This is a genomic window from Kitasatospora humi (assembly GCF_020907985.1).
Lineage (GTDB): Bacteria > Actinomycetota > Actinomycetes > Streptomycetales > Streptomycetaceae > Kitasatospora > Kitasatospora humi.
This window is the reverse complement of the sequence record NZ_JAJJPA010000021.1, coordinates 35,245-53,301: the sequence shown is the minus strand read 5'-3', so window position 1 is coordinate 53,301 and position 18,057 is coordinate 35,245. Positions and strand designations below refer to the sequence as shown.

The 18,057-nt window shown below is 73.4% G+C and carries 15 protein-coding genes and 1 tRNA gene; 8 read left to right on the top strand and 8 right to left on the bottom strand.

Translation table 11 applies throughout. From position 1 onward, the window contains the following. Positions 1-51 precede the first annotated feature (51 nt). On the top strand, positions 52-3,279 hold the full coding sequence (locus LN042_RS20490; RefSeq protein WP_230052734.1) for a hybrid sensor histidine kinase/response regulator: 3,228 nt from the start codon (positions 52-54) through the stop codon (positions 3,277-3,279). Positions 3,280-3,350: 71 nt separating this feature from the next. Here the strand turns inward: LN042_RS20490 and LN042_RS20485 are convergent, their stop codons facing one another. After that, positions 3,351-5,027 (bottom strand): long-chain fatty acid--CoA ligase, encoded by a 1,677-nt coding sequence (locus LN042_RS20485; protein WP_230052733.1) that lies wholly within the window; start codon positions 5,025-5,027, stop codon positions 3,351-3,353. Between the two features lie 155 nt (positions 5,028-5,182). After that, positions 5,183-6,136: a LysR family transcriptional regulator gene (locus tag LN042_RS20480; protein ID WP_230052732.1), complete on the bottom strand. Its 954-nt coding sequence runs from the start codon at positions 6,134-6,136 to the stop codon at positions 5,183-5,185. A gap of 114 nt (positions 6,137-6,250) precedes the next feature. On the opposite strand from LN042_RS20480, the gene LN042_RS20475 reads away from it, so the two are divergent. Further along, on the top strand, positions 6,251-7,186 hold the full coding sequence (locus LN042_RS20475) for a zinc-binding dehydrogenase (protein WP_230052731.1): 936 nt from the start codon (positions 6,251-6,253) through the stop codon (positions 7,184-7,186). A 37-nt stretch (positions 7,187-7,223) separates the two neighbouring features. After that, positions 7,224-7,637: a nuclear transport factor 2 family protein gene (locus LN042_RS20470; RefSeq protein ID WP_230052730.1), complete on the top strand. Its 414-nt coding sequence runs from the start codon at positions 7,224-7,226 to the stop codon at positions 7,635-7,637. On the opposite strand, the gene LN042_RS20465 is transcribed toward LN042_RS20470, so the two are convergent. Continuing rightward, the gene (locus tag LN042_RS20465) at positions 7,634-8,557 is read right to left on the bottom strand and encodes a glycoside hydrolase domain-containing protein (RefSeq protein ID WP_230052729.1); all 924 of its coding nucleotides are present in this window, start codon (positions 8,555-8,557) and stop codon (positions 7,634-7,636) included. The two genes, LN042_RS20470 and LN042_RS20465, sit on opposite strands and share 4 nt — an antisense overlap. Positions 8,558-8,740: 183 nt before the next feature. On the opposite strand from LN042_RS20465, the gene LN042_RS37755 reads away from it, so the two are divergent. After that, on the top strand, positions 8,741-9,685 hold the full coding sequence (locus LN042_RS37755) for an EamA family transporter (protein ID WP_230052728.1): 945 nt from the start codon (positions 8,741-8,743) through the stop codon (positions 9,683-9,685). A gap of 12 nt (positions 9,686-9,697) precedes the next feature. Here the strand turns inward: LN042_RS37755 and LN042_RS20455 are convergent, their stop codons facing one another. Together LN042_RS20455 and LN042_RS20450 are read right to left on the bottom strand one after the other, a co-directional pair. After that, positions 9,698-11,062, bottom strand: coding sequence for an FAD-binding oxidoreductase (locus LN042_RS20455; RefSeq protein WP_230052727.1), 1,365 nt, complete (start codon positions 11,060-11,062; stop codon positions 9,698-9,700). 75 nt (positions 11,063-11,137) lie between these two features. Further along, complete coding sequence (locus LN042_RS20450; protein ID WP_230052726.1) at positions 11,138-11,929, bottom strand: COG4705 family protein; 792 nt, start codon at positions 11,927-11,929, stop codon at positions 11,138-11,140. Between the two features lie 369 nt (positions 11,930-12,298). On the opposite strand from LN042_RS20450, the gene LN042_RS20445 reads away from it, so the two are divergent. Both LN042_RS20445 and LN042_RS20440 read left to right on the top strand, forming a co-directional pair. Then, positions 12,299-12,811, top strand: coding sequence for a hypothetical protein (locus LN042_RS20445; protein ID WP_230052725.1), 513 nt, complete (start codon positions 12,299-12,301; stop codon positions 12,809-12,811). Between the two features lie 91 nt (positions 12,812-12,902). Further along, positions 12,903-13,241 carry a hypothetical protein gene (locus tag LN042_RS20440; RefSeq protein ID WP_230052724.1) on the top strand — a complete coding sequence of 113 codons (339 nt, stop codon included), beginning with the start codon at positions 12,903-12,905 and terminating at the stop codon, positions 13,239-13,241. 567 nt (positions 13,242-13,808) lie between these two features. Here the strand turns inward: LN042_RS20440 and LN042_RS20435 are convergent. Then, the gene (locus LN042_RS20435; RefSeq protein ID WP_230052723.1) at positions 13,809-14,429 is read right to left on the bottom strand and encodes an ATP-binding protein; all 621 of its coding nucleotides are present in this window, start codon (positions 14,427-14,429) and stop codon (positions 13,809-13,811) included. A 159-nt stretch (positions 14,430-14,588) separates the two neighbouring features. Between LN042_RS20435 and LN042_RS20430 the strand changes: the two genes are divergently transcribed. Next, complete coding sequence (locus tag LN042_RS20430; RefSeq protein WP_230052722.1) at positions 14,589-15,311, top strand: DUF5919 domain-containing protein; 723 nt, start codon at positions 14,589-14,591, stop codon at positions 15,309-15,311. Then, entirely contained in the window at positions 15,298-15,765 is a 468-nt protein-coding gene (locus LN042_RS20425) for an NUDIX domain-containing protein (protein WP_230052721.1), read from the top strand. Before LN042_RS20430 ends, LN042_RS20425 begins: the two co-directional genes overlap by 14 nt. A 123-nt stretch (positions 15,766-15,888) precedes the next feature. Here the strand turns inward: LN042_RS20425 and LN042_RS20420 are convergent. Together LN042_RS20420 and LN042_RS20415 are read right to left on the bottom strand one after the other, a co-directional pair. After that, a tRNA-Ser gene (locus tag LN042_RS20420) sits at positions 15,889-15,976 on the bottom strand. 75 nt (positions 15,977-16,051) lie between these two features. After that, on the bottom strand, positions 16,052-17,977 hold the full coding sequence (locus tag LN042_RS20415; RefSeq protein ID WP_230052720.1) for a trypsin-like peptidase domain-containing protein: 1,926 nt from the start codon (positions 17,975-17,977) through the stop codon (positions 16,052-16,054). Between the last annotated feature and the right edge of the window lie 80 nt (positions 17,978-18,057).

The window sequence follows — 18,057 nt, the reverse complement described above, 5'->3', positions numbered from 1 at the left end:
GGTCCGCAGCGGCCGGAGCGCAAGTCGTAAGTCGTGAGGAGACCTGTCGACGTGAGCAGCAGGCCGATCCGAGGCGCTGCTCGCCTCGCCGCGATACTCGACGCGTTGCCCGATGCCCTGCTGCTGGTGAACAGCAACGGCACCGTGGTGGACGCCAACCAGGCGGCCGTGCAGGCGATGCAGACCCCCGGTACCTCGCTGATCGGCCGCGGCGTGCTCGACCTGCTGCCGGACTTCGACCCCAGCCGGATCCCCGGCTCGATGCGCCCGGCCCCCAAGGAAGGCGACGAGGCCGCCAAACCGGTCCGGATGACCGCCCGCCGCACCGACGGCAGCAGCTTCCCGTGCGAGGTGCTCGGCAACGACTTCGCCGACGACGGCGCCTCCGAGGGCCGCGGCCACCCGTTCTCCCCGCCGGCGCCGTACGACCCGTACCGCTCCGCCTCCAGCGCCAACGACCTGCTGCTCCTGCTGGTCCGCGACCTGAGCGGCCGGCTCGGCGTGGAGGCGGAGCTGCGCCGCCAGCACAAGCAGACCGAGATGATCCTGCGGGCCGCCGCCGAGGGCGTGCTCGGCGTGGACCTCGAAGGCCGGGTGGTGCTGGTCAACCCGGCCGCCGCGCACATCCTGGACTTCCGGGCCAGCGAGCTGGGCGGCCGCGAGCTGCACCCCCTGGTACAGCACTCCCGGGCGGACGGCACCCCACTGGCCGCCGATGAGTCGGCCCTGCTCGACACCCTGTCGTCGGGCCGCAAGCACCGGGTGCGCGGCGCGACGCTGTGGCGCAAGGACGGCCGCCCGGTCACGGTCGACCTGACCACCGCCCCGGTGCGGGACGGCGACCAGCTGGTCGGCGCCGTGATGACGTTCACCGACCGGACCCACGAGCTGGCCCTGACTGCCCGCGCCGAGCACCTGAGCGCGGTGCTGGAGACCGAGGTCAGCGACGCCCTGCAGGCACTGCGCGGCCGGATCGACGCGCTGGCCGCCGACCCCGCCGGGCAGCTGTGGCCGGAGGCCAACTGGATGCTGCGGGCGCTGGCCGACGACTGCCGGCGGTTCGGGATGCTGATCGAGGGCGTGCTGGCGCACGACCGGGCCGACTGTCCCGAGCAGGAGTTGCACCGGGCGCAGACGTCGCTGGAGAAGTTGGTGACCGGCGCCGTCGAGCAGGCGGGTCGGCTGGTCGGCCCCGGCCGACTGCGCTTCTCGGTGCACGCCGGAACCGTCGAGCTGACCGCCGACCACGAGCGGCTGGCCCAGGCGCTGGCCTACCTGGTGGCGGACGTCAGCGGGCTCGCGCTGACCGGCTCGCTGACCGACGCCGGCGAGGCGCCGATGGTGGTGCTGGCCGCCGCGCAGCGGGCGGACATGGCCCGGGTCGAGATCCGCGGTCCGGGCAAGGGCGGCAGCAAGGTGTACGTGCCGATCGCCCGGGCCCTGGTGGAGCGGCACGGCGGCGTGCTCCAGCCGCACGAGCTGCCCGGCGGCGGCACCACCTACGTGGTCGAACTGCCGCTGGACGACGCCGCCGCCGAGGCGGCCGCGGCCCGCTCCGCGAACGGCGGGCACCAGGTGCCGCGCGAGACCGACACCGCGGTCCTGCCCGACCTGCCCCCGGAGATGGTCGACGCCCTGGTCGGTTCCGCCGGCGCGAAGGGCGGTCCGGCCGCCGAGGCCGGACCCGCCGAGGCGGCGGGCTCCGCAGGAGCGGCGGCACCGCCCGGCCTCCCCCAGCCCGCGGCCGGAAGCGCCCCCCTGGCCGGCGCGGACTCCGCCCCCGTCGACCTGACCAAGCCGCGACCGCCTGCCGAGCAGCCCGCGCCGAGCAGCCCGCGCCGTCGCCGGGCCCTGCCCGAGCGGGCGCCCGCCGCCGAACCGCCCGCCCGGCCCGTCGCGCAGCCGTACCCGGGGCTGGAGCAGTCGCTGACCGGCGGTGACTCCGCCGGTCCGGTGTACCCCGGCCTGGAGCACGCGCTGCCGACCGAGGCGCCCGCTCCGCTCGCCGAGCCACCGGTCCCGACCGGTCGCCGGCGCCGGCTCGGCCTGCCGGGCGGGGAGCAGTCGGCCGGCGCCGGACAGCACGGCAGCTCCGGGCAGCACAGCAGCTCCGGGCAGCACGGCGCCGGGCAGCACGGCAGCCCCGGCCCGATGGCGCTGGAGCCGGCCCGCCCGGCCGAGGCCGCGGTGGCCCCCGTCCCGCCGCCGGTCCGTACCGAACTGCCGGCGCCGCCCGTGCCGCCGATGCCGTCCGCGACCCCCGCGGTGCCGGTCGGCAGCGGCCTGGCCGAGCTGACCCCGCCCCGGCCGGCCGGTGCTTTCCCCGGTGGGTTCCCGGCCGCCTTCCCGGCTCCGGCCGCCCCGCTGGAGCAGCGCACCCCGCCCCGCCCGGTCGCCGCCCTGGCCCCCGCCCTGCCCGCGCCCGGCCAGAGCGAGCTGCCCCGGCTGACCGGCGAGGACGAGGGCACCGCCCCGGCCACCGCCCCGCGCATGCCGGAGTACCCGGACTTCCCCGCCATGGTCAGCCCGGCGGCGGACGGCCGGCCGCGGCGGCTGCTGGTCTGGCCGGAGCCCGACCCGTCGACCAAGCAGGCGCTCCAGGAGCGCGGCTACCGCCCGGTGATAGTGCGCTCCCGCGAGGAGGTGGACGCCCAGGTCGCCGCCTACCCGGCCGCGCTCTTCGTCGACCCGCTGACCGGCCCGATCACCCGTACCGCGCTGCAGTCGCTGCGCACCGCCGCGCTGAACAGCCGGGTGCCGGTGCTGGTCACGGCCGGTCTGGGCCAGGCCACCCGGGACGCCGCCTACGGCGCGGACCCGGCGGTGCTGCTGCGCGCGCTGGCGCCCAAGGACAGCGAGAACCAGGCGGCCCGGGTGCTGCTGGTGGAGGGCGACCCGGACATCGCGGCGGCGCTGACGGCCAGCCTGGAGCGGCGCGGCATGCACGTGGAGCACGCGGTCTCGGAGGACGACGCGGTCTCCAAGGCCGGCAACCTGCAGCCCAACCTGGTGGTGATGGACCTGCTGCGGATCCAGCGGCGCCGGCTGGGCCTGCTGGACTGGCTGCGGGCCAACGACCGGCTGCACCGCACCCCGCTGGTGGTCTACACCTCGGTGGACCTGGACCCGGCCGAGCTGCCCCGCCTGCGCACCGGGGAGACCGTGCTCTTCCTGGCCGAGCGCTCCACCAGCCCGGACGTGCAGGAGCGGATCGTCGACCTGCTGGGCCGGATCGGTTCCCTGGGCGAGGTCCACGGGCGGCACCAGCACGCGGTCTGACCTTCGGTCGGCCCCCGGCGCCCCCCGGCCCCGGCACCCCCCGGGGGCGGGGGGTTGCCGGGGCCGCCGGTTCAGCTCTTGCCGTCTTCCCGGACGACGTCCAGGCGCCCGGCCGCGTAGTCGGCCCGGATCGCCTTCTTGTCGAACTTGCCGACACTGGTCTTGGGCACCGACTCCACCAGCGCCCAGCGCTCCGGCAGCTGCCAGGAGGCCACCCGGCCGCCGAGGAAGGCCCGCAGGCCGGCCAGGTCCACGGTGGCGTCCGGGCGCAGCACCACGGTGGCCAGCGGGCGTTCGCCCCACCTCTCGTCCGGCACCGCGACCACGGCGGCTTCGACCACCTCCGGGTGGGCCATCAGGTGGTTCTCCAGCTCGACCGAGGAGATCCACTCGCCGCCGGACTTGATCACGTCCTTGGCGCGGTCGGTGAGGGTGAGGAAGCCGTCCGGGGTGATGGTGCCGACGTCGCCGGTGCGCAGCCAGCCGTCCTCGGTGAACTTGTCCGCCGGGCGCTCCGGCTCGTTGCCCGCGCCGCCGTAGTAGGCGCCGGCGATCCACGGCCCGCGCACCTCCAGCTCACCGGCGCTGTGCCCGTCGTGCGGCACCCGCTCGCCGCCCGGGCCGATCAGCCGGGCCTGCACCCCGGCGGGGAAGACGCCCTGCATCGCGCGGTAGTGCCACTCCTGCTCCTCGTCCAGGCCGGCCGGCGGCAGGCCGAAGGTGCCCAGCGGCGAGGTCTCGGTCATGCCCCAGGCGTGCACCACCCGGATGCCGTGGCGCTCCTGGAAGGCGCGCATCAGGGCCGGCGGGCAGGCCGAGCCGCCGATCACCACCTGGCGCAGTGAGGAGACGTCGTAGGGCTGCTGACGGCCGGTCGGGTGGTCCAGCTCCTCCAGCAGGCCGTTCCAGATGGTCGGCACGGCGGCGCTGACGGTGGGCTTGACCTGGTCGATCATCGCGGCCAGCGGCTGCGGCTGGAGGAACCGGTCCGGCATCAGCAGGCCGGCGCCGGACATGAAGGCGGCGTACGGGATGCCCCAGGCGGCCACGTGGAACATCGGGACCACGGGCAGCGCGACATCGGCCGGGGTCAGGCCGAAGGCGGCGGCGGCGTTGCCCTGCATGCAGTGCAGGAAGATCGAACGGTGGCTGTAGACCACGCCCTTGGGGTCGCCGGTGGTGCCGGAGGTGTAGCAGATCATCGCCGGAGCGCGCTCGTCGATCTCGCTCTGCCACGGGTAGTCGGTGGGCCGCCCGGCGATCAGCTCCTCGTAGTCGTGCACGGCGCCGGCGAAGCCGGCCAGCAGCGAGCGGTCGGCTTCGCCGCTGATCACGATGTGCTTGAGCGAGCCGAGGTGCGGCAGCACCCCGGCGAGCAGTGGCAGCACGCTGCCGCTGACGATGATCGCGTGGTCGGCGGCGTGGTTGATGATGAACGCCAACTGCGCGGCCGGCAGCCGCAGGTTGAGCGTGTGCAGCACGCCGCCCATCGACGGGACGGCGAGGTACGCCTCCAGGTGGTCGGCGTTGTTCCACATCAGGGTGCCGACCACGCGCTCCGGCGTGACGTCCAGCTCGTCGCGCAGCGCGTGGGCGAGCTGCGCGGCCCGGGCGCCGACCTCGGCGAAGGTGCGGACCCGGGGGCCGGTGCCGTCCCAGGTGGTCACGGTGGCCCGCCCGTGGAGGGTTGATCCGTGCTCCAGGATGCGGGCAACGGTGAGCGGTACGTCCTGCATGGTGCTGAACACGCGGTGGGCCTCCTTGACCGGGCTGCTCTACCAGGCGCCGCGCTTGCTACCCGCCGGTAGCCGCACGGCCCAAGTGCCGATTCTGGACCTGCCGGGCGCCCGGTGTCAGCAGGTACGGGCGGAATGAGACGTGCGGCTCAAATGAGACGTGCGGCTCAACGGACGGCCTCCCCCAACTGGGCGGCCTCCGCCTCGGGTAGCCAGTCGCGCTCGGGGTGGTACTCCAGCCAGCGGCGCCGCCGGCCCGCCTCGGTGAAGGCGCGCAGCAGGGCGGGGATGCCGGGGTGGGGGGCGCGCTTCGGCCAGACCAGGGACCAGGCGTAGAGCGGGGTGGGCTCGACCAGGGGGATGCCGCGCAGGCCCGGCGCGTCAGGCAGTGGGAGGTCGGCGGGGAGCAGGGTGACGGCGGTCGGGGTGGCGGCGAGGCGGGCCAGGAAGTGCTCCGCGCCGAGGTTGGATCCGACGGCCGATGAGGTGAGTTCGAAACGCTCGGCGAAGCGCCGCAGGAACTCCAGGCGGGCCGGCGCGGTGGGGAGCAGGAGTTGACTCGTCCGCAGGTCGCAGGGGCGCAGCTCGGTGGCGCCCGCCAGCGGGTGGTCCGGGCCGACCACGACGTCGACCGGCTCCAACCTGACCAGGCGGTGGGCGAGTTCGCGGTGACGGCCGTCGGGCAGGGCGTGGTGGCGGCCGAAGCCGGCGTCTATCTCGCCGCGCAGCAGGGCGGCCAGCACCGAGGGCAGGTCGCGGCCGTGCCCGATCTCCACCGCGCCCGGCTCGACGGCCACCGCACCCACCGTGCGCAGCGGGGCGAACAGGTGGCCCCAGACGTCCAGTCGCAGCGGGCGGGCCGCGCCGCGCACCGCGGTGACGGCCGCGGCGCAGGCTGCCAGCACGGCTCGGGCGGGCTCGATGAGCCGCTCTCCGGCGGCCGTTGGCCGCGCACCCCGGCCGTCCCGGTCGAGCAGCCGCTCGCCCAGCACCTCCTCCAGGCGCGCGATCCGCTTCGAGAGCGCCTGCTGGGTGATCGCCAACTCTTCGGCGGCACGGCCGAAGTGGCGCCGTTCGGTGACGGCCAGGAAGGCCCGCAACTGGGCCGGATCGAGATCCACGCCGCCCATCCTCGCCGACAACCAATGGTTGTCAAAGCTGCCCGGCGGTTGTTGGACCGGCCGCGCCCCGTGGCGGGAGGGTGGTCACATCAACACCGAACGAGGGAGCGAGAGATGAAGGCCTTCACCGCCACCGGCGACGCCGCGGCCACCGTGCGCCTCACCGAGGTCGCCGAGCCGGTGCCGCACCCCGACCAGGCCCTGGTCAAGGTCGAGGCCTACTCGGTCAACCGCGGCGAGACCTTCCAGCTGGAACGCCCGCCCGGCGGCGGTTGGCGGCCCGGCAAGGACGTCGCGGGCCTGGTGGTGCAGGCCGCGCCGGACGGATCGGGGCCGCCGGTCGGCTCCCGGGTGGTGGGCCACCCCCCGGCGTTCGGCTGGGCCGAGTACGTGGCGGTGCCGACCGGCCGACTGGCGGTGCTGCCGGAGCAGTTGGGCACGGTCCAGGCGGCCGCACTGCCGCTGGCCGGCCTGACCGCCCTGCGGCTGCTGCGCACCGCGGCCCGCCAGGTCGGACACCTGGCCGGGCAGCGGATCCTGCTCACCGGCGCATCCGGTGGCGTCGGCCACTACCTGACCGAACTGGCCGCCGCGGCCGGCGCCGAGCTGACCGCGGTGACCGCCTCGGCCGAACGCGGCCGCCGGCTGGGCGAATTGGGCGCGGCCCGGGTGGTTCACCAAGTGGCCGACGCCGAGGGCCCGTTCGACCTGGTGCTGGAGTCCACCGGCGGCACCGAGCTGCCGGTCGCGCTGGACCGGCTGGCCAAGCGCGGTTTGCTGCTCTGGTTCGGCCAGGCCAGCCGGCAGCCCGTCACGCTGGACTTCTTCGCCCTGCTGAACGGCCCGACCAGCGCCACCATCCGGCAGTTCAGCTACGCCGACGTGGACGAACCGGACGCCGCCGACCTGGCCACCCTGGTCCGCCTGGCCGCCGAGGGCCGGCTGCACCCCGAGCTGGGTAGCGTGCGGGACTGGCACGACACCCCGCACGTGCTCACCGAGCTGCGCGGCCGGCAGATCCGCGGCAACGCCGTACTGACCATCAACTGACCATCCACTTGGCTTTCGTGACAGAGGAGTTGGACCAATGACCGAGCTCGACCCCAAGGCCGTCGTGATCCGGTACGTCAACGCCGTCATCGACGGCGACCTGGACGTGATCCGGGAGAGCTTCGCCGAGGACGCCACCTGGCACTACCCGGGCGACCTGCCGCTCAGCCGGGTGTGGACGGGCCGCGACGCCATCGTGGACGACTTCCTGATCGGCTCCGGCAGCCTGTTCGCCCCGGGCGGCGCGCCCAAGGTGACCCTGGTCAGCGTGCTGGCCGACGGCGACCGGGTGGTCGCCGAGTGGGAGGCCGACGGCACCGCGGCCGGCGGCGGGCACTACGCCAACCGCTGCCTGGGCGTCTTCACCGTCGCACAGGGCCGGATCACCAGCGTCAAGGAGTACCTGGACACCAAGCACGCCGGCGAAGTGCTCTTCCCGCAGCAGGGCTAACGCGCCACCAGGGCGTCGACCTGGTCGCTGTCGACTCCCAGCTCCACACCGCCCCACTCCTGCGCCTGCTCGCCGCTCATCTGGTGCACCCGGCGGTGCCTGGACCACTGGTCGGGGTCCAGGGCGCCGGAGCCGTCGGTGGAGTTGCGGCTGTCCCAGCGCGCGTACCAGACGGCGTCCGGCAGCGGCTCCGCGCCGGCCCGGGCGGCGGCGGCCAGGTCGGTGATGCCGGAGTCCAGGCTGGAGTAGAAGCCCGAGAAGTAGCCCGCCAGGTGCAGTGCCTGGGTCCAGCCCTCGGTGAAGTCGATCACCGCCCTGGCGCAGTCGGCGTCGCCCGGCTGGTAGGCCTCCATGTCCAGGTAGATCGGCGTGCCCCGGCCCAGTCCGAGCGCCCGGGCGTCCTGCACCGCCTCGACCGCCTCGTCCTGCCCCTGCGCCACCGCGTTGTCCGGGTCGATCCGGTCGGGCTTGTCCGGCCGGTCCGCGCAGGGCGCCTGGCGGCCGACATGGGTGGGCAGCATCCGCCAGCCGAGGGCTCGCACCTCGCGCACCCATTCCCTGGACAACTCCGGTTGTGCGCAGGCGCGTTGACTGCCACTGATGTAGATGCCCACCGCGCCGAACGGCGAGGCGCCGCGCCAGGCCCGCATCGCGTCCAGCGGCGGGGCGGAGCAGGCGTCGAAGCCGCTGCCGGTGAACACCGTGCGCGGCACGTGGGCCAGTCGGTCCTGGCCGGGATCGTCGAGGACGGTGACCTCCCGCCTGGTCGCGCCCGCGGCCGGGGCGCCGGCGGCGGGTAGGCCGGCGGGGTGGACCCCGGTGGCCAGGGCGGCGGGCAGGCGGTGGGCGCTGGCGTCGTTGGCCACCAGCAGCACCAGGACGGCGGCGGACACGGCCGCCGGACGCAGATAGCGCAGCATCCTCCGATGCTGGCCCCCGGCAACCGCCGGCACGCCGAGCGACACGTGGACGCGCCCGATGTCCACCCGTCCGGGCTAGTCAGACACACGATGACGGTCAGTCAGGTGAACGGGCCATGTCTTTGTATCACGTTCTAAGACAGTGGCTTGCCAGGCTTACGGTCCTGACGTCAGACTCTGCTGGTGTCCAGCACCGAACCTTGCGCCCCAGCCGTCCCCGCCGCCCCGCCGATCGCCGCCGTCGCCCGCCCGGCCGGCGGCGGGGGCATGCTCGGCCGGGCACCGGCTCCGCTGCTCTGCGTGCTGGCCATGGTCACCGTTCAGACCGGACTGGCCCTGGCCACCCACCTGTTCGGCTCGCTCGGGGTGATGGGCACCTCCTTCCTGCGGCTGTGCTGCGCCGCGGCGGTGCTGCTGGCCGTCACCCGCCCCCGGCTGCGCGGCCGCAGCGCCCGCGACCTGGCCGCCGCGGCGCTGCTCGGCACCGCCTCGGCCGGGATGACCCTGTTCTTCGCGCTGACCACCTCCCGGCTGCCGCTGGGCACGTCGGCCACCCTGGAGTTCCTCGGGCCGCTCACCGTGGCGCTGATGCACGCACGGCGGGTGAGCCACCTGGCGTGGGCCGTGCTGGCGGCCGGCGGGGTCGCGCTGCTCACCCTGGTCGGCGGTGGCGGCGGGCGCGCCCTCGATCCGCTCGGCCTGGCCTTCGGCGGCGCCGCGGCCGGCTGCTACGGCTGCTACATCGTGGCCACCAACAAGGTGGGCGCGGTCTTCCCCGGCTTCCAGGGGCTGGCCGTCTCGATGACCGTGGGCGCGGTGGCGCTGGCGCCGTTCGGGCTCACCGAGGTCTGGCACGGGATGGCCGCCTCCGCCCACCCCGGTCGGCTGCTGCTGGCCGCCGCCGGGGTGGCGATGCTGCTGCCGGTGATCCCCTACGTGCTGGAGATGACGGCGCTGCGCCGGTTGCCGGAGCGCGTGTTCAGCATCCTGCTCAGCCTGGAGCCGGCCGTCAGCACCCTGGTCGGGTTCCTGGTGCTCGGCCAACTGCTCGGCTGGGTCCAGCTGCTGGGCATCGCCTGCGTGGTCGGCGCGAGTGCCGGAGCAACGCTGACCAGCCGCCACGACTGACGGCCCGCACGGCTAGAAGAGCTTTCCCGGATTCAGGATCCCCAGCGGGTCGAACACGCCCTTCAGCTGCCGCTGCAGGTCCAGCCCGACCGGCCCCAGTTCCCGGGCCAGCCACTCCTTCTTCAGCAACCCGACGCCGTGCTCCCCGGTGATGGTGCCGCCCAACTCCAGCCCCAGCGCCATGATCTCGTCGAACGACTCCCGGGCCCGGGCGGTCTGATCGGCGTCGTCGGCGTCGAAGACCACCACCGGATGGGTGTTGCCGTCGCCCGCGTGGCTCACCACGCCGATGGTCAGCCCGCACCGCTCGGCGATCCCGGCCACCCCCGCCAGCATGTCGGCCAGCCGGGAGCGCGGCACCGCCACGTCGTCCACCATCGTGGTGCCCAGGGTGTCCAGCGCGGGCAACGCCAACCGGCGGGCCGCCAGCAGCAGCTCCGACTCGGCCCGGTCCGCGGCCGGCACCACCTCGGTGGCCCCCGCCCCGCGGCAGAGCTCGGCCACCGCCGCCAGCTCCCGCTGCGGCTCGGCCCCGTCGAACGCCACCAGCAGCAGCGCCCGGGTGGACTCCGGCAGGCCCATCCGGCCCAGCTTGTTGACCGCCCGCACCACCACCCCGTCCATCAGCTCCATCAGCGACGGGGTGAGGCCGGCCTCGACCACCGCGTTGACCGCCGCACAGGCCGCCGCGGGATCCGCGAACTCGGCCGCCAGCGCCAACTGCGGGGCCGGCTTCGGCCGCAGCGCCAGCACCGCGCCGACCACCACCCCGAGGGTGCCCTCGGAGCCGACGAACAGCCGGGTCAGGTCGTAGCCGGCCACCCCCTTGGCGGTGCGCCGGCCGGTCCGCAGCAGCCGCCCGTCGGCCAGCACCACGTCGAGGCCGAGGACGTATTCGCTGGTCACCCCGTACTTGACGCAGCACAGCCCACCGGCGCCGGTGCCGATGTTGCCGCCGATGGTGCACGACTCCCAGCTGGACGGGTCCGGCGGGTAGCTCAGGCCGACCTCCTCGGCCGCCCGGGAGAGCACCGCGTTCACCACGCCGGGCTCCACCACCGCCAGCCGGTTCACCGGGTCCAGCTCCAGGATCCGGTCCATCTTCACCAGCGACAGCAGGATGCAGCCGGCCACCGCGTTGGCCGCGCCGGACAGCCCGGTGCGGGCGCCCTGCGGCACCACCGGGACCCGCAGCCCGCTCGCGGTGCGCAGCACGTGCTGGACCTGCTCCACGGTGCTCGGGAAGACCAGCACCGCGGGCTCCCCGGACGTGCAGAACCCGGCCATGTCCTGCCGGTAGGCGGCGGTCACGGCCGGGTCCACGACCACCGCGGACTCCGGGAGGCCGGCCAGCAGCCGGGTGGTCAACTCGCTCATCACGGGCTCCGTTCGGTTCGGTCGTGCCGGATCCGAGGACGGAACGGAGCCTACGCGCCCTGCGGCGCAGGTGGGTCAGGCGTGCTCGCGGTTCTTCCGGCCGTGGGTCGCCTGCAGGTAGGCCACCACCAGCACGATCACGACGGTCAGCACGGCGCTCACCGGGCCGTAGCCGAAGCCCAGGCCGTGGTGCGCCTTGGGCGCGCCCAGCCAGTCGGCGAGCGAGGCGCCCAGCGGCCGGGTCAGGATGTACGCCAGCCAGAAGGCCGCCACCGCGTTCAGCCGCAGCAGCCGGTGCGCCAGTGCCGGCAGCGCGATCGCCACCGCGAACAGCAGCGCGCCCTGCAGCCAGCCGAGGTCGAAGCCGTACGCGGTCAGGTCGCCGACGGCGGTGCCCATGGCGAAGGTGGCCAGCACCGCGGCCCAGTAGAAGAGCTCCCGGCGGGTCGTCCGGACGCTGTCGATGGCCAGCGTGCCCTCGGCCTTCCGCCACCAGGCGAAGATCACCACCAGCGACACCAGGAAGAGCGACGCCGACGCCGGGTACGGCACCCCGACCACCACGTGCAGTCCGTCGGCCGCCATCGTGCCGAAGACGCTGACCATGACGATCGCGAACCAGTACACCACCGGCACGTAGCGCTTCACCCGGAACTGCAGCACCAGGGCCACCAGCAGGCCCAGCCCGCCCAGCGCCACCGCCGGGATCGGTCCCAGCGAGTTCGCCAGGGTGTCCGACGCGGTCTCACCCATGCCGGTGGTCAGCACCTTGGCCACCCAGAACAGCCCCGTGACCTCGGGCACCTTGCTCAGCACGGCCCGCGCGGATGTCGCCGGCCCGCTCGGCCGGGTTTGAGCAGTCGTCATGGCGGCCAATATGTCAGCCCGACCTGAAGACCACCTGAAGGCCACCATGCGGAAGGGCCGGCACCGGTCGTACGCGGTCACCGCACGCCGGACCACCCCACGTTTCCGCAGCTCAGACAGGTCCTGGAGCCCCCACCGCGCCGTCTTGGCAGCCACCGGGAACGGTAGTGGCAGCGACGTCCGGTGTCGTGCCGCCACGTCATCACCTGCTCCAGTCCGTTCCTCCGCCGAATTCCGGGAACGCCCACGCTTGGGACGTCGATCGTGTCAGCCTGAGGCATGGGATTCTTCGACTCGCTGCCGCGTCCGGAGCCGGCACCCCGTCCTCGGCGCCCGAAGCCCCCGGCGTGGGCCTGCCCGGAGGACGTGATGCCGGCGTGCCTGTCCTTCGAGCACCTGCTGGTCCACACGGAGAACCTCGCCGTGTTCGTGAACAACCTCCGGGCGTACCCCGACGGTGTCGAGTTCGCCGTGCACGTCCGCCGGTCTCGTGACGCCGGCCTCGCCCACCCCCCATGGCTGGCCAGTCCGTTCGAACGCCACGCGCCCTTCGCGGACGGTGCGGACGGCCGAGGCGCCGACCGGTACCTGCGCTTCGGGGTCCAGTACGCCGACGGCCGCCGCGCGCAAGCCGACCGCTTCCACCGCCTCGGGTCGAGCATGGAGCCGCCTCTGGTCACCTACGGCAGCGGAGGAGGCGGCGAAGGGCGCTGGGACCAGGACGTGTGGATCTGGGGCCTCCCGCAAGAAGGGTCGATCACCGTGGTCTACTCATGGCTCGCCGAGAACGTCCCGGAGGCGAGCTTCGTTCTGGACGGGCAGGAGCTGAGGACGGCCGCCTCCCGCGCCAGGGTCCTGTGGCCCGAGTCGCCCGATGCGTGAGGTCGGCCGGAGCGCCGGACAGGCCGAGTCACGTGACTGGTGGCCAATCGTGAGGACTCCCAACTCCACTGGGCACCACTACCGTTGTCCCATGACGGATCTGCGCCGGGTGCCGCTGGACGAGGTGCTCGAACGAGTCGAGGTCGCGTTGGGGACACCGCTTGACCGGGCGACGGTGATCCGCAAGCGCCGGTCCGTGGGTGCCCGCTCCGAGCGCGGCACGTGGGTGCGGATCGAGCGGCGCGGGTTGGACCGGATCGGCGTCCAGGGCGGGGACGGCACGCCTTCCGCCGAGGCGCTGAGCGGCATCGCGAAGCCTGCCTGGCTGGCCGGCATCGCGTGGCGGGACGAGGCCGAGCCGGTGATGTGCCGCCGGCCGATCCGGCAGTACCGCGCCCGCTTCGTTGCGTCTGGTCGGGCGGCACGTTGACTGCCCTTCCGCGGAACGGCGTGCCTTCCAGCCGTGCGGAAGCGCCGGCGGGGGCTCGTCCGGACCCCGCCTTCGCCCGGGGTTCGTTCCCGAGGTCGCTCCGCGATCGGAAACCTCGGTCCGGAACCAGATGACCCGGGCCGTCTCGGTACCGTGCTCAGCTCGCAGCTTGGCCGCCAGGTCCCGCAGCTCCGCGAGGTCTGGTGCAGTGGACGCGTAGTGGTGCAGCTTGACCGTGCGGCGACCGCGCCTGGTGAGCGTCGGGATCACCGTGCGGCCGGGCCGGTGGTCGATCCCGTCCACGAGGACGGTCTCGTCCTTGGTGGCCGCCCAGCGCTGGTCCTTGTCGTACGGCAGGAACCGGCCGGTGCAGGCCACCGCGAGCACGTCGGCGAACAGCTCAGGGCCGAACACGTCAGGGTGAACGGGACCGATGGTCGGCACGTAGGGCACGGACACCACAGGGCTCAGCCAGTCCCAGCGCAGTCGCATGACGGCACCCTACCCAGGGGCGCCAGGTGCCGCAGACCCCGACGTGAAATACGGTCGGGGCCTGCGGCTTTGTGGTCACTCAGGATCAGTACGGGTTGTCGTCACCGGCGTTGCACGAGCACTTCGTGGACTCCGCCAGGTCGTCGAGGTCGTCGACGAGTTCGATCTCGACCGTGCCGGCGCGCGTGGTGCCGACGCACCCAAACGGCTTGCGAACTCAAACGACGTGCCGGTCATCCGAACGGTCAACCGATCATCGCTGCCCGGAAGTTGGTCGGCGGCGTACTCGAACCACACGACCTTCCCGACCTCGGAGGGTTCCCAGCCCCACGAGTGCGCCAGGCCCCAGCCCCACGAGTGCGCCAGGCCCGCGACCACCATCAGGCCCCGGCCACCCATCACGGTGTCCTCCGCTATGGCCGGGTCCGGCGGGTAGGGACTGCTGTCCGCGACCTCCACCCGCAGCCGAAGACCCGTCCAGCGCACCGTAACCCGGCACCGCGCCTTCGTGTGCTCCATCGCGTTCGCCAGCAACTCGCCCGCGCACAACTCGACATCGCTCAAGGCGTCGTCCGAGAGCGGCACCCGCCAGAACCGCGCGATGTCGATCACCAGGCGCCGAGCCGCCGGAACAGCTGCCACGTCCGGCCCGACATCCCACTCCTGCGGGATCGGGAATGACGCGGTGTCTGACATAGCCGAGCCCTCTTTCGAGCACGTTGGCACTATCGGTGATCACGGAGAGTCAACGCCCTGTAATGCTCCGATGTTCCCGCTGGGCGCCGGGGTGTTGCTACCGCGTTTGCGGGACGTTTGGGACGCTTCCCCGATACGGTTCGTCCCGTCCCCCAAGGGATGACCGAAGCGCAGCTCGCAGAGGCATGTGGCGTTGACGCCAAAACGGTTGGCCGATGGATCGCCACCCCCACCCGCATCCCCCACGCTCGACACCGATGGGCGGCCTGCGAGGCGCTGGGAGAGGAGGAATCCACCTTGTGGCCAACTGCCGTCCGCTCGGCACTCAAGACAGGACCTGACCGCGAGGTCATCCAGGTGTTCCCCTATCGATCAGCGGCACCGGCCTCGCTCTGGCGGTCGCTCATCACCAAGGCGCAGCGCGAGCTGACCTTCGCGGGATACACCAACTACTTCCTGTGGCTGGAGCAGGCGAACCTGGCCGGCGCGCTCCGCCGGAAGGCTCAGACCGGGTGCCGGGTCAGGTTCCTGATCGGCGATCCGGACAGCCCGGTCACCCGGGCCCGCGAGGCCGAGGAAGGCGTCCCACTCACCCTGTCCACCCGCATCGCCGTGACGATGAGTGAACTGCAACGGCTGCGGGACGTCGGGGACATCGAGGGACGCTTCGAAACCGGCCACGTCAACCTGTCCGTGTTCCGCTTCGACGACGAGATGATCGTGACGCCGATCCTTGCCCGCAGAGTCGGTCATGACTCGCCGATGATGCACTTGAGGCGCGCCCAGGACGACGGCATGTTCGACCGGTTCGCCGATCACGTCGAAGAACTCTGGAGCCGTGGGCGCAACATCCGGGAGGCAGCGCAGCATGGCCAGGCGTGACTACGAGGACGACCCGAAGGCACCGAAGCCCAACAGCCTCGTCCCGGCCGCTTCGGTGGTCGTCGCGGACGAGTCCGGCCGCATCCTGCTCCAGCGGCGCACCGACAACGGGATGTGGGCGCTACCCGGCGGGAAGATGGAGCTGGGCGAATCACTGGCGGGGTGCGGCATCCGGGAGACCCTCGAAGAGACCGGCATCGAGGTGGAGATCACGGGCATCGTGGGGACCTACACCAACCCCAGCCACGTCTTCGCCTACGACGACGGTGAAGTGCGCCAGGAGTTCTCCATCTGCCTACTGGCCCGGCCCGTGGGTGGAGACCTTCGTGTGTCCGACGAGTCGTTCGAGGTCGCGTGGTTCGAGCCGGCCGACGTGGACGGCTTGCCCATGGTCCCGAGCATCCGAAAGCGGATCAACGACTGGCGAGCCGGGAAGGGACCAGTCATCCGTTAGTTGGACCGGATGCCGTGGGCCATGCCGGAACGTGTGGTCCACGGGCGGCACTCACGGATCGTGGCGGCCACCCGAAATGCCGACGGCCCCTGACCCGACGTGCAGGTCAGGGGCCGTTCGATGCGGAGAGCGTGGGATTCGAACCCACGGTACGGGGTCACCGCACGACAGTTTTCAAGACTGTTCCCTTAGGCCGCTCGGGCAGCTCTCCCAGGCGGAGGTCAGCCTAACGGGTCCGAGGGGGTGTGGTGCACCGGGTTTGCGGGACCCGGTGCGCCGGATGGGGTCAGTTGTCGCCGGAGCGGCTGCCGAGGGTGACGGTGGTGGTGCTGGTCTGGCCGTTGCGGGTGTACTCCACCTGGACCTTGTCACCCGGGGAGTGCGTCCAGATGGTGGCGACCAGCGCCGGGCTGCCGTCGATCTGCACGCCGCCGAGCTTGGTGATCACGTCGCCCGGCTTGATGCCGGCCTGGTCGGCGGGGCCGCCGGGGGTGACCGGCGGGGTGCCCTGGATGGACTGGGTCTGCACCTGGGCGCCGTCGCCGTTCTGGTAGTCGTCGTTGCGCAGGATGCCGAGGGTGGCGTAGACCGGGGTGCCGGTCTTGATCAGCATCTGGGCGACCCGCTTGGCCTGGTTGATCGGGATGGCGAAGCCGAGCCCGATGCTGCCGGCCTGGCCGCTGCCGCTGGAGTTGGACTGGATCGCCGAGTTGACGCCGATCACCGCGCCCTGGCCGTTGAGCAGCGGGCCGCCGGAGTTGCCGGGGTTGATCGAGGCGTCGGTCTGCAGCGCCATCATGTACGAGGTCTGGTTGCTGGCCTGGTCACCGGACTGCACCGGGCGGTTCTTGGCGCTGACGATGCCGGAGGTGACGGTGCCCTCCAGGTCGTAGGGGGCGCCGATGGCGATGGTCGGGTCGCCCACCTGCACCTGGTCGGAGTCGCCCAGCGGGAGCGGGACCAGCTTGCCGGCCGGCGGGTTGTCCAGCTTGACCACGGCGATGTCGTAGCCCTTGGCCTGGCCGACCACGGAGGCGGGGTAGGTGGTGCCGTCGGAGAACTTGACGGTCAGCTTGCCGCCGCCCTGGGCCGGGGCGACCACGTGGTTGTTGGTCAGGATGTGGCCCTCGGTGTCGAAGACGAAGCCGGTGCCGGTGCCGGACTCGCTGCTGCCCTCCGCCTTGATGGTGACGGTGCTGGGCAGCGCCTTGTTGGCGATCCCGGCGACCGAGTCGGGCGCCCGGTTGGACGCCTGGCTGCCGCTGTTCAGCGAGACCGTGGTGCTGTTGTGGCTGCTGCCCGCGGCGCTCGACGAACCGCCCTGGAACGCGGCACCCGCCACGCCGCCGGCCACGCCCGCCACCAGGGCGATCGCGGCGATCAGCGCGACCAGCCCGCCCTTGCCCTTCTTCCGCGGCGCCGGCTGGCCGTAGCCACCGGGGTACTCGGCGCCCGGGCCGCCGGGGTGACCGGGGTCGCCGGGGTAGCCGGGACCGCCCGGCGCGGTGGGCGCGCCGCCCCAGCCCTCGCCGGCCGGCTGGCCGGCGCCGAACGGGTGGTGCGGCTCCTGCGGGGAACCGGCCGGCTGGCCGGCGCCGAACGGGTGGTGCGGCTCCTGCGGCGGGCCGGCCGGCACCCCGGCGGTGATCTGCTGGGCGATCCGGGGGTCGACGGCGGTCGTCGGGGCCGCGTACGGGTTGACCTGGGGCTCCACGGCCGGGGACTCCACCGCCGGCAGCTCGATGACCGGCAGCTCGACGGCCGTGGCCTCGGCGACGGGCTCGGGCGCCGGCGCGGTGGACGGCAGCACCGGCGGCGGCGCGTCGACGTAGCCGGAACCGGCGGCCGGCGCGGTGGACGGCAGCAGCGGCGGCGGCGCGTCGACGTACTCGGGCCTGCCCAAGGCCTCGGCGATGGTGGGCTCGGCAGCGGGGACCTCGGCGGCCGGGGTGTCGGCGGCAGCCGCCCCAGGGGCCGGCACCCGGCCGAACGCCATGGTCCTGTCGGCCGGCGCGGCCGGCTCCGCCGCCTGAGCCGGCACCTTGCCGAACGACACCGTCGGTGCCGACTCGCCGGCCCGGCCGCTGGGAGTTGCCTCCAGGGCCGACACCGTCGCCCCACCGACCGCCGGAGTGCCCCCCGGCTCGCCGTGACCGCTGGAGAGCTGCTCCCCCTGCGGTCCGGTGGAACCACTCTCGTGCTCGGTGCTCACGGACGACCTCCATCGCTGACAGGACCTTGGCCCATAGTTTTTCCCATGCCCGATCTGGTTGCCGTAAGGGCCTGCCTGAA

Bases quoted from the DNA above. Each gene is read 5' to 3' on its own strand.
- LN042_RS20425 (WP_230052721.1), top strand. From the start codon at position 15,298: ATGGCCAGGCGTGACTACGAGGACGACCCGAAGGCACCGAAGCCCAAC.
- LN042_RS20435 (WP_230052723.1), bottom strand. From the start codon at position 14,429: ATGTCAGACACCGCGTCATTCCCGATCCCGCAGGAGTGGGATGTCGGG.
- LN042_RS20445 (WP_230052725.1), top strand. From the start codon at position 12,299: ATGCCGGCGTGCCTGTCCTTCGAGCACCTGCTGGTCCACACGGAGAAC.
- LN042_RS20470 (WP_230052730.1), top strand. From the start codon at position 7,224: ATGACCGAGCTCGACCCCAAGGCCGTCGTGATCCGGTACGTCAACGCC.
- LN042_RS20450 (WP_230052726.1), bottom strand. From the start codon at position 11,929: ATGACGACTGCTCAAACCCGGCCGAGCGGGCCGGCGACATCCGCGCGG.
- LN042_RS20455 (WP_230052727.1), bottom strand. From the start codon at position 11,062: ATGAGCGAGTTGACCACCCGGCTGCTGGCCGGCCTCCCGGAGTCCGCG.
- LN042_RS20430 (WP_230052722.1), top strand. From the start codon at position 14,589: ATGACCGAAGCGCAGCTCGCAGAGGCATGTGGCGTTGACGCCAAAACG.
- LN042_RS20440 (WP_230052724.1), top strand. From the start codon at position 12,903: ATGACGGATCTGCGCCGGGTGCCGCTGGACGAGGTGCTCGAACGAGTC.
- LN042_RS20465 (WP_230052729.1), bottom strand. From the start codon at position 8,557: ATGCTGCGCTATCTGCGTCCGGCGGCCGTGTCCGCCGCCGTCCTGGTG.
- LN042_RS20475 (WP_230052731.1), top strand. From the start codon at position 6,251: ATGAAGGCCTTCACCGCCACCGGCGACGCCGCGGCCACCGTGCGCCTC.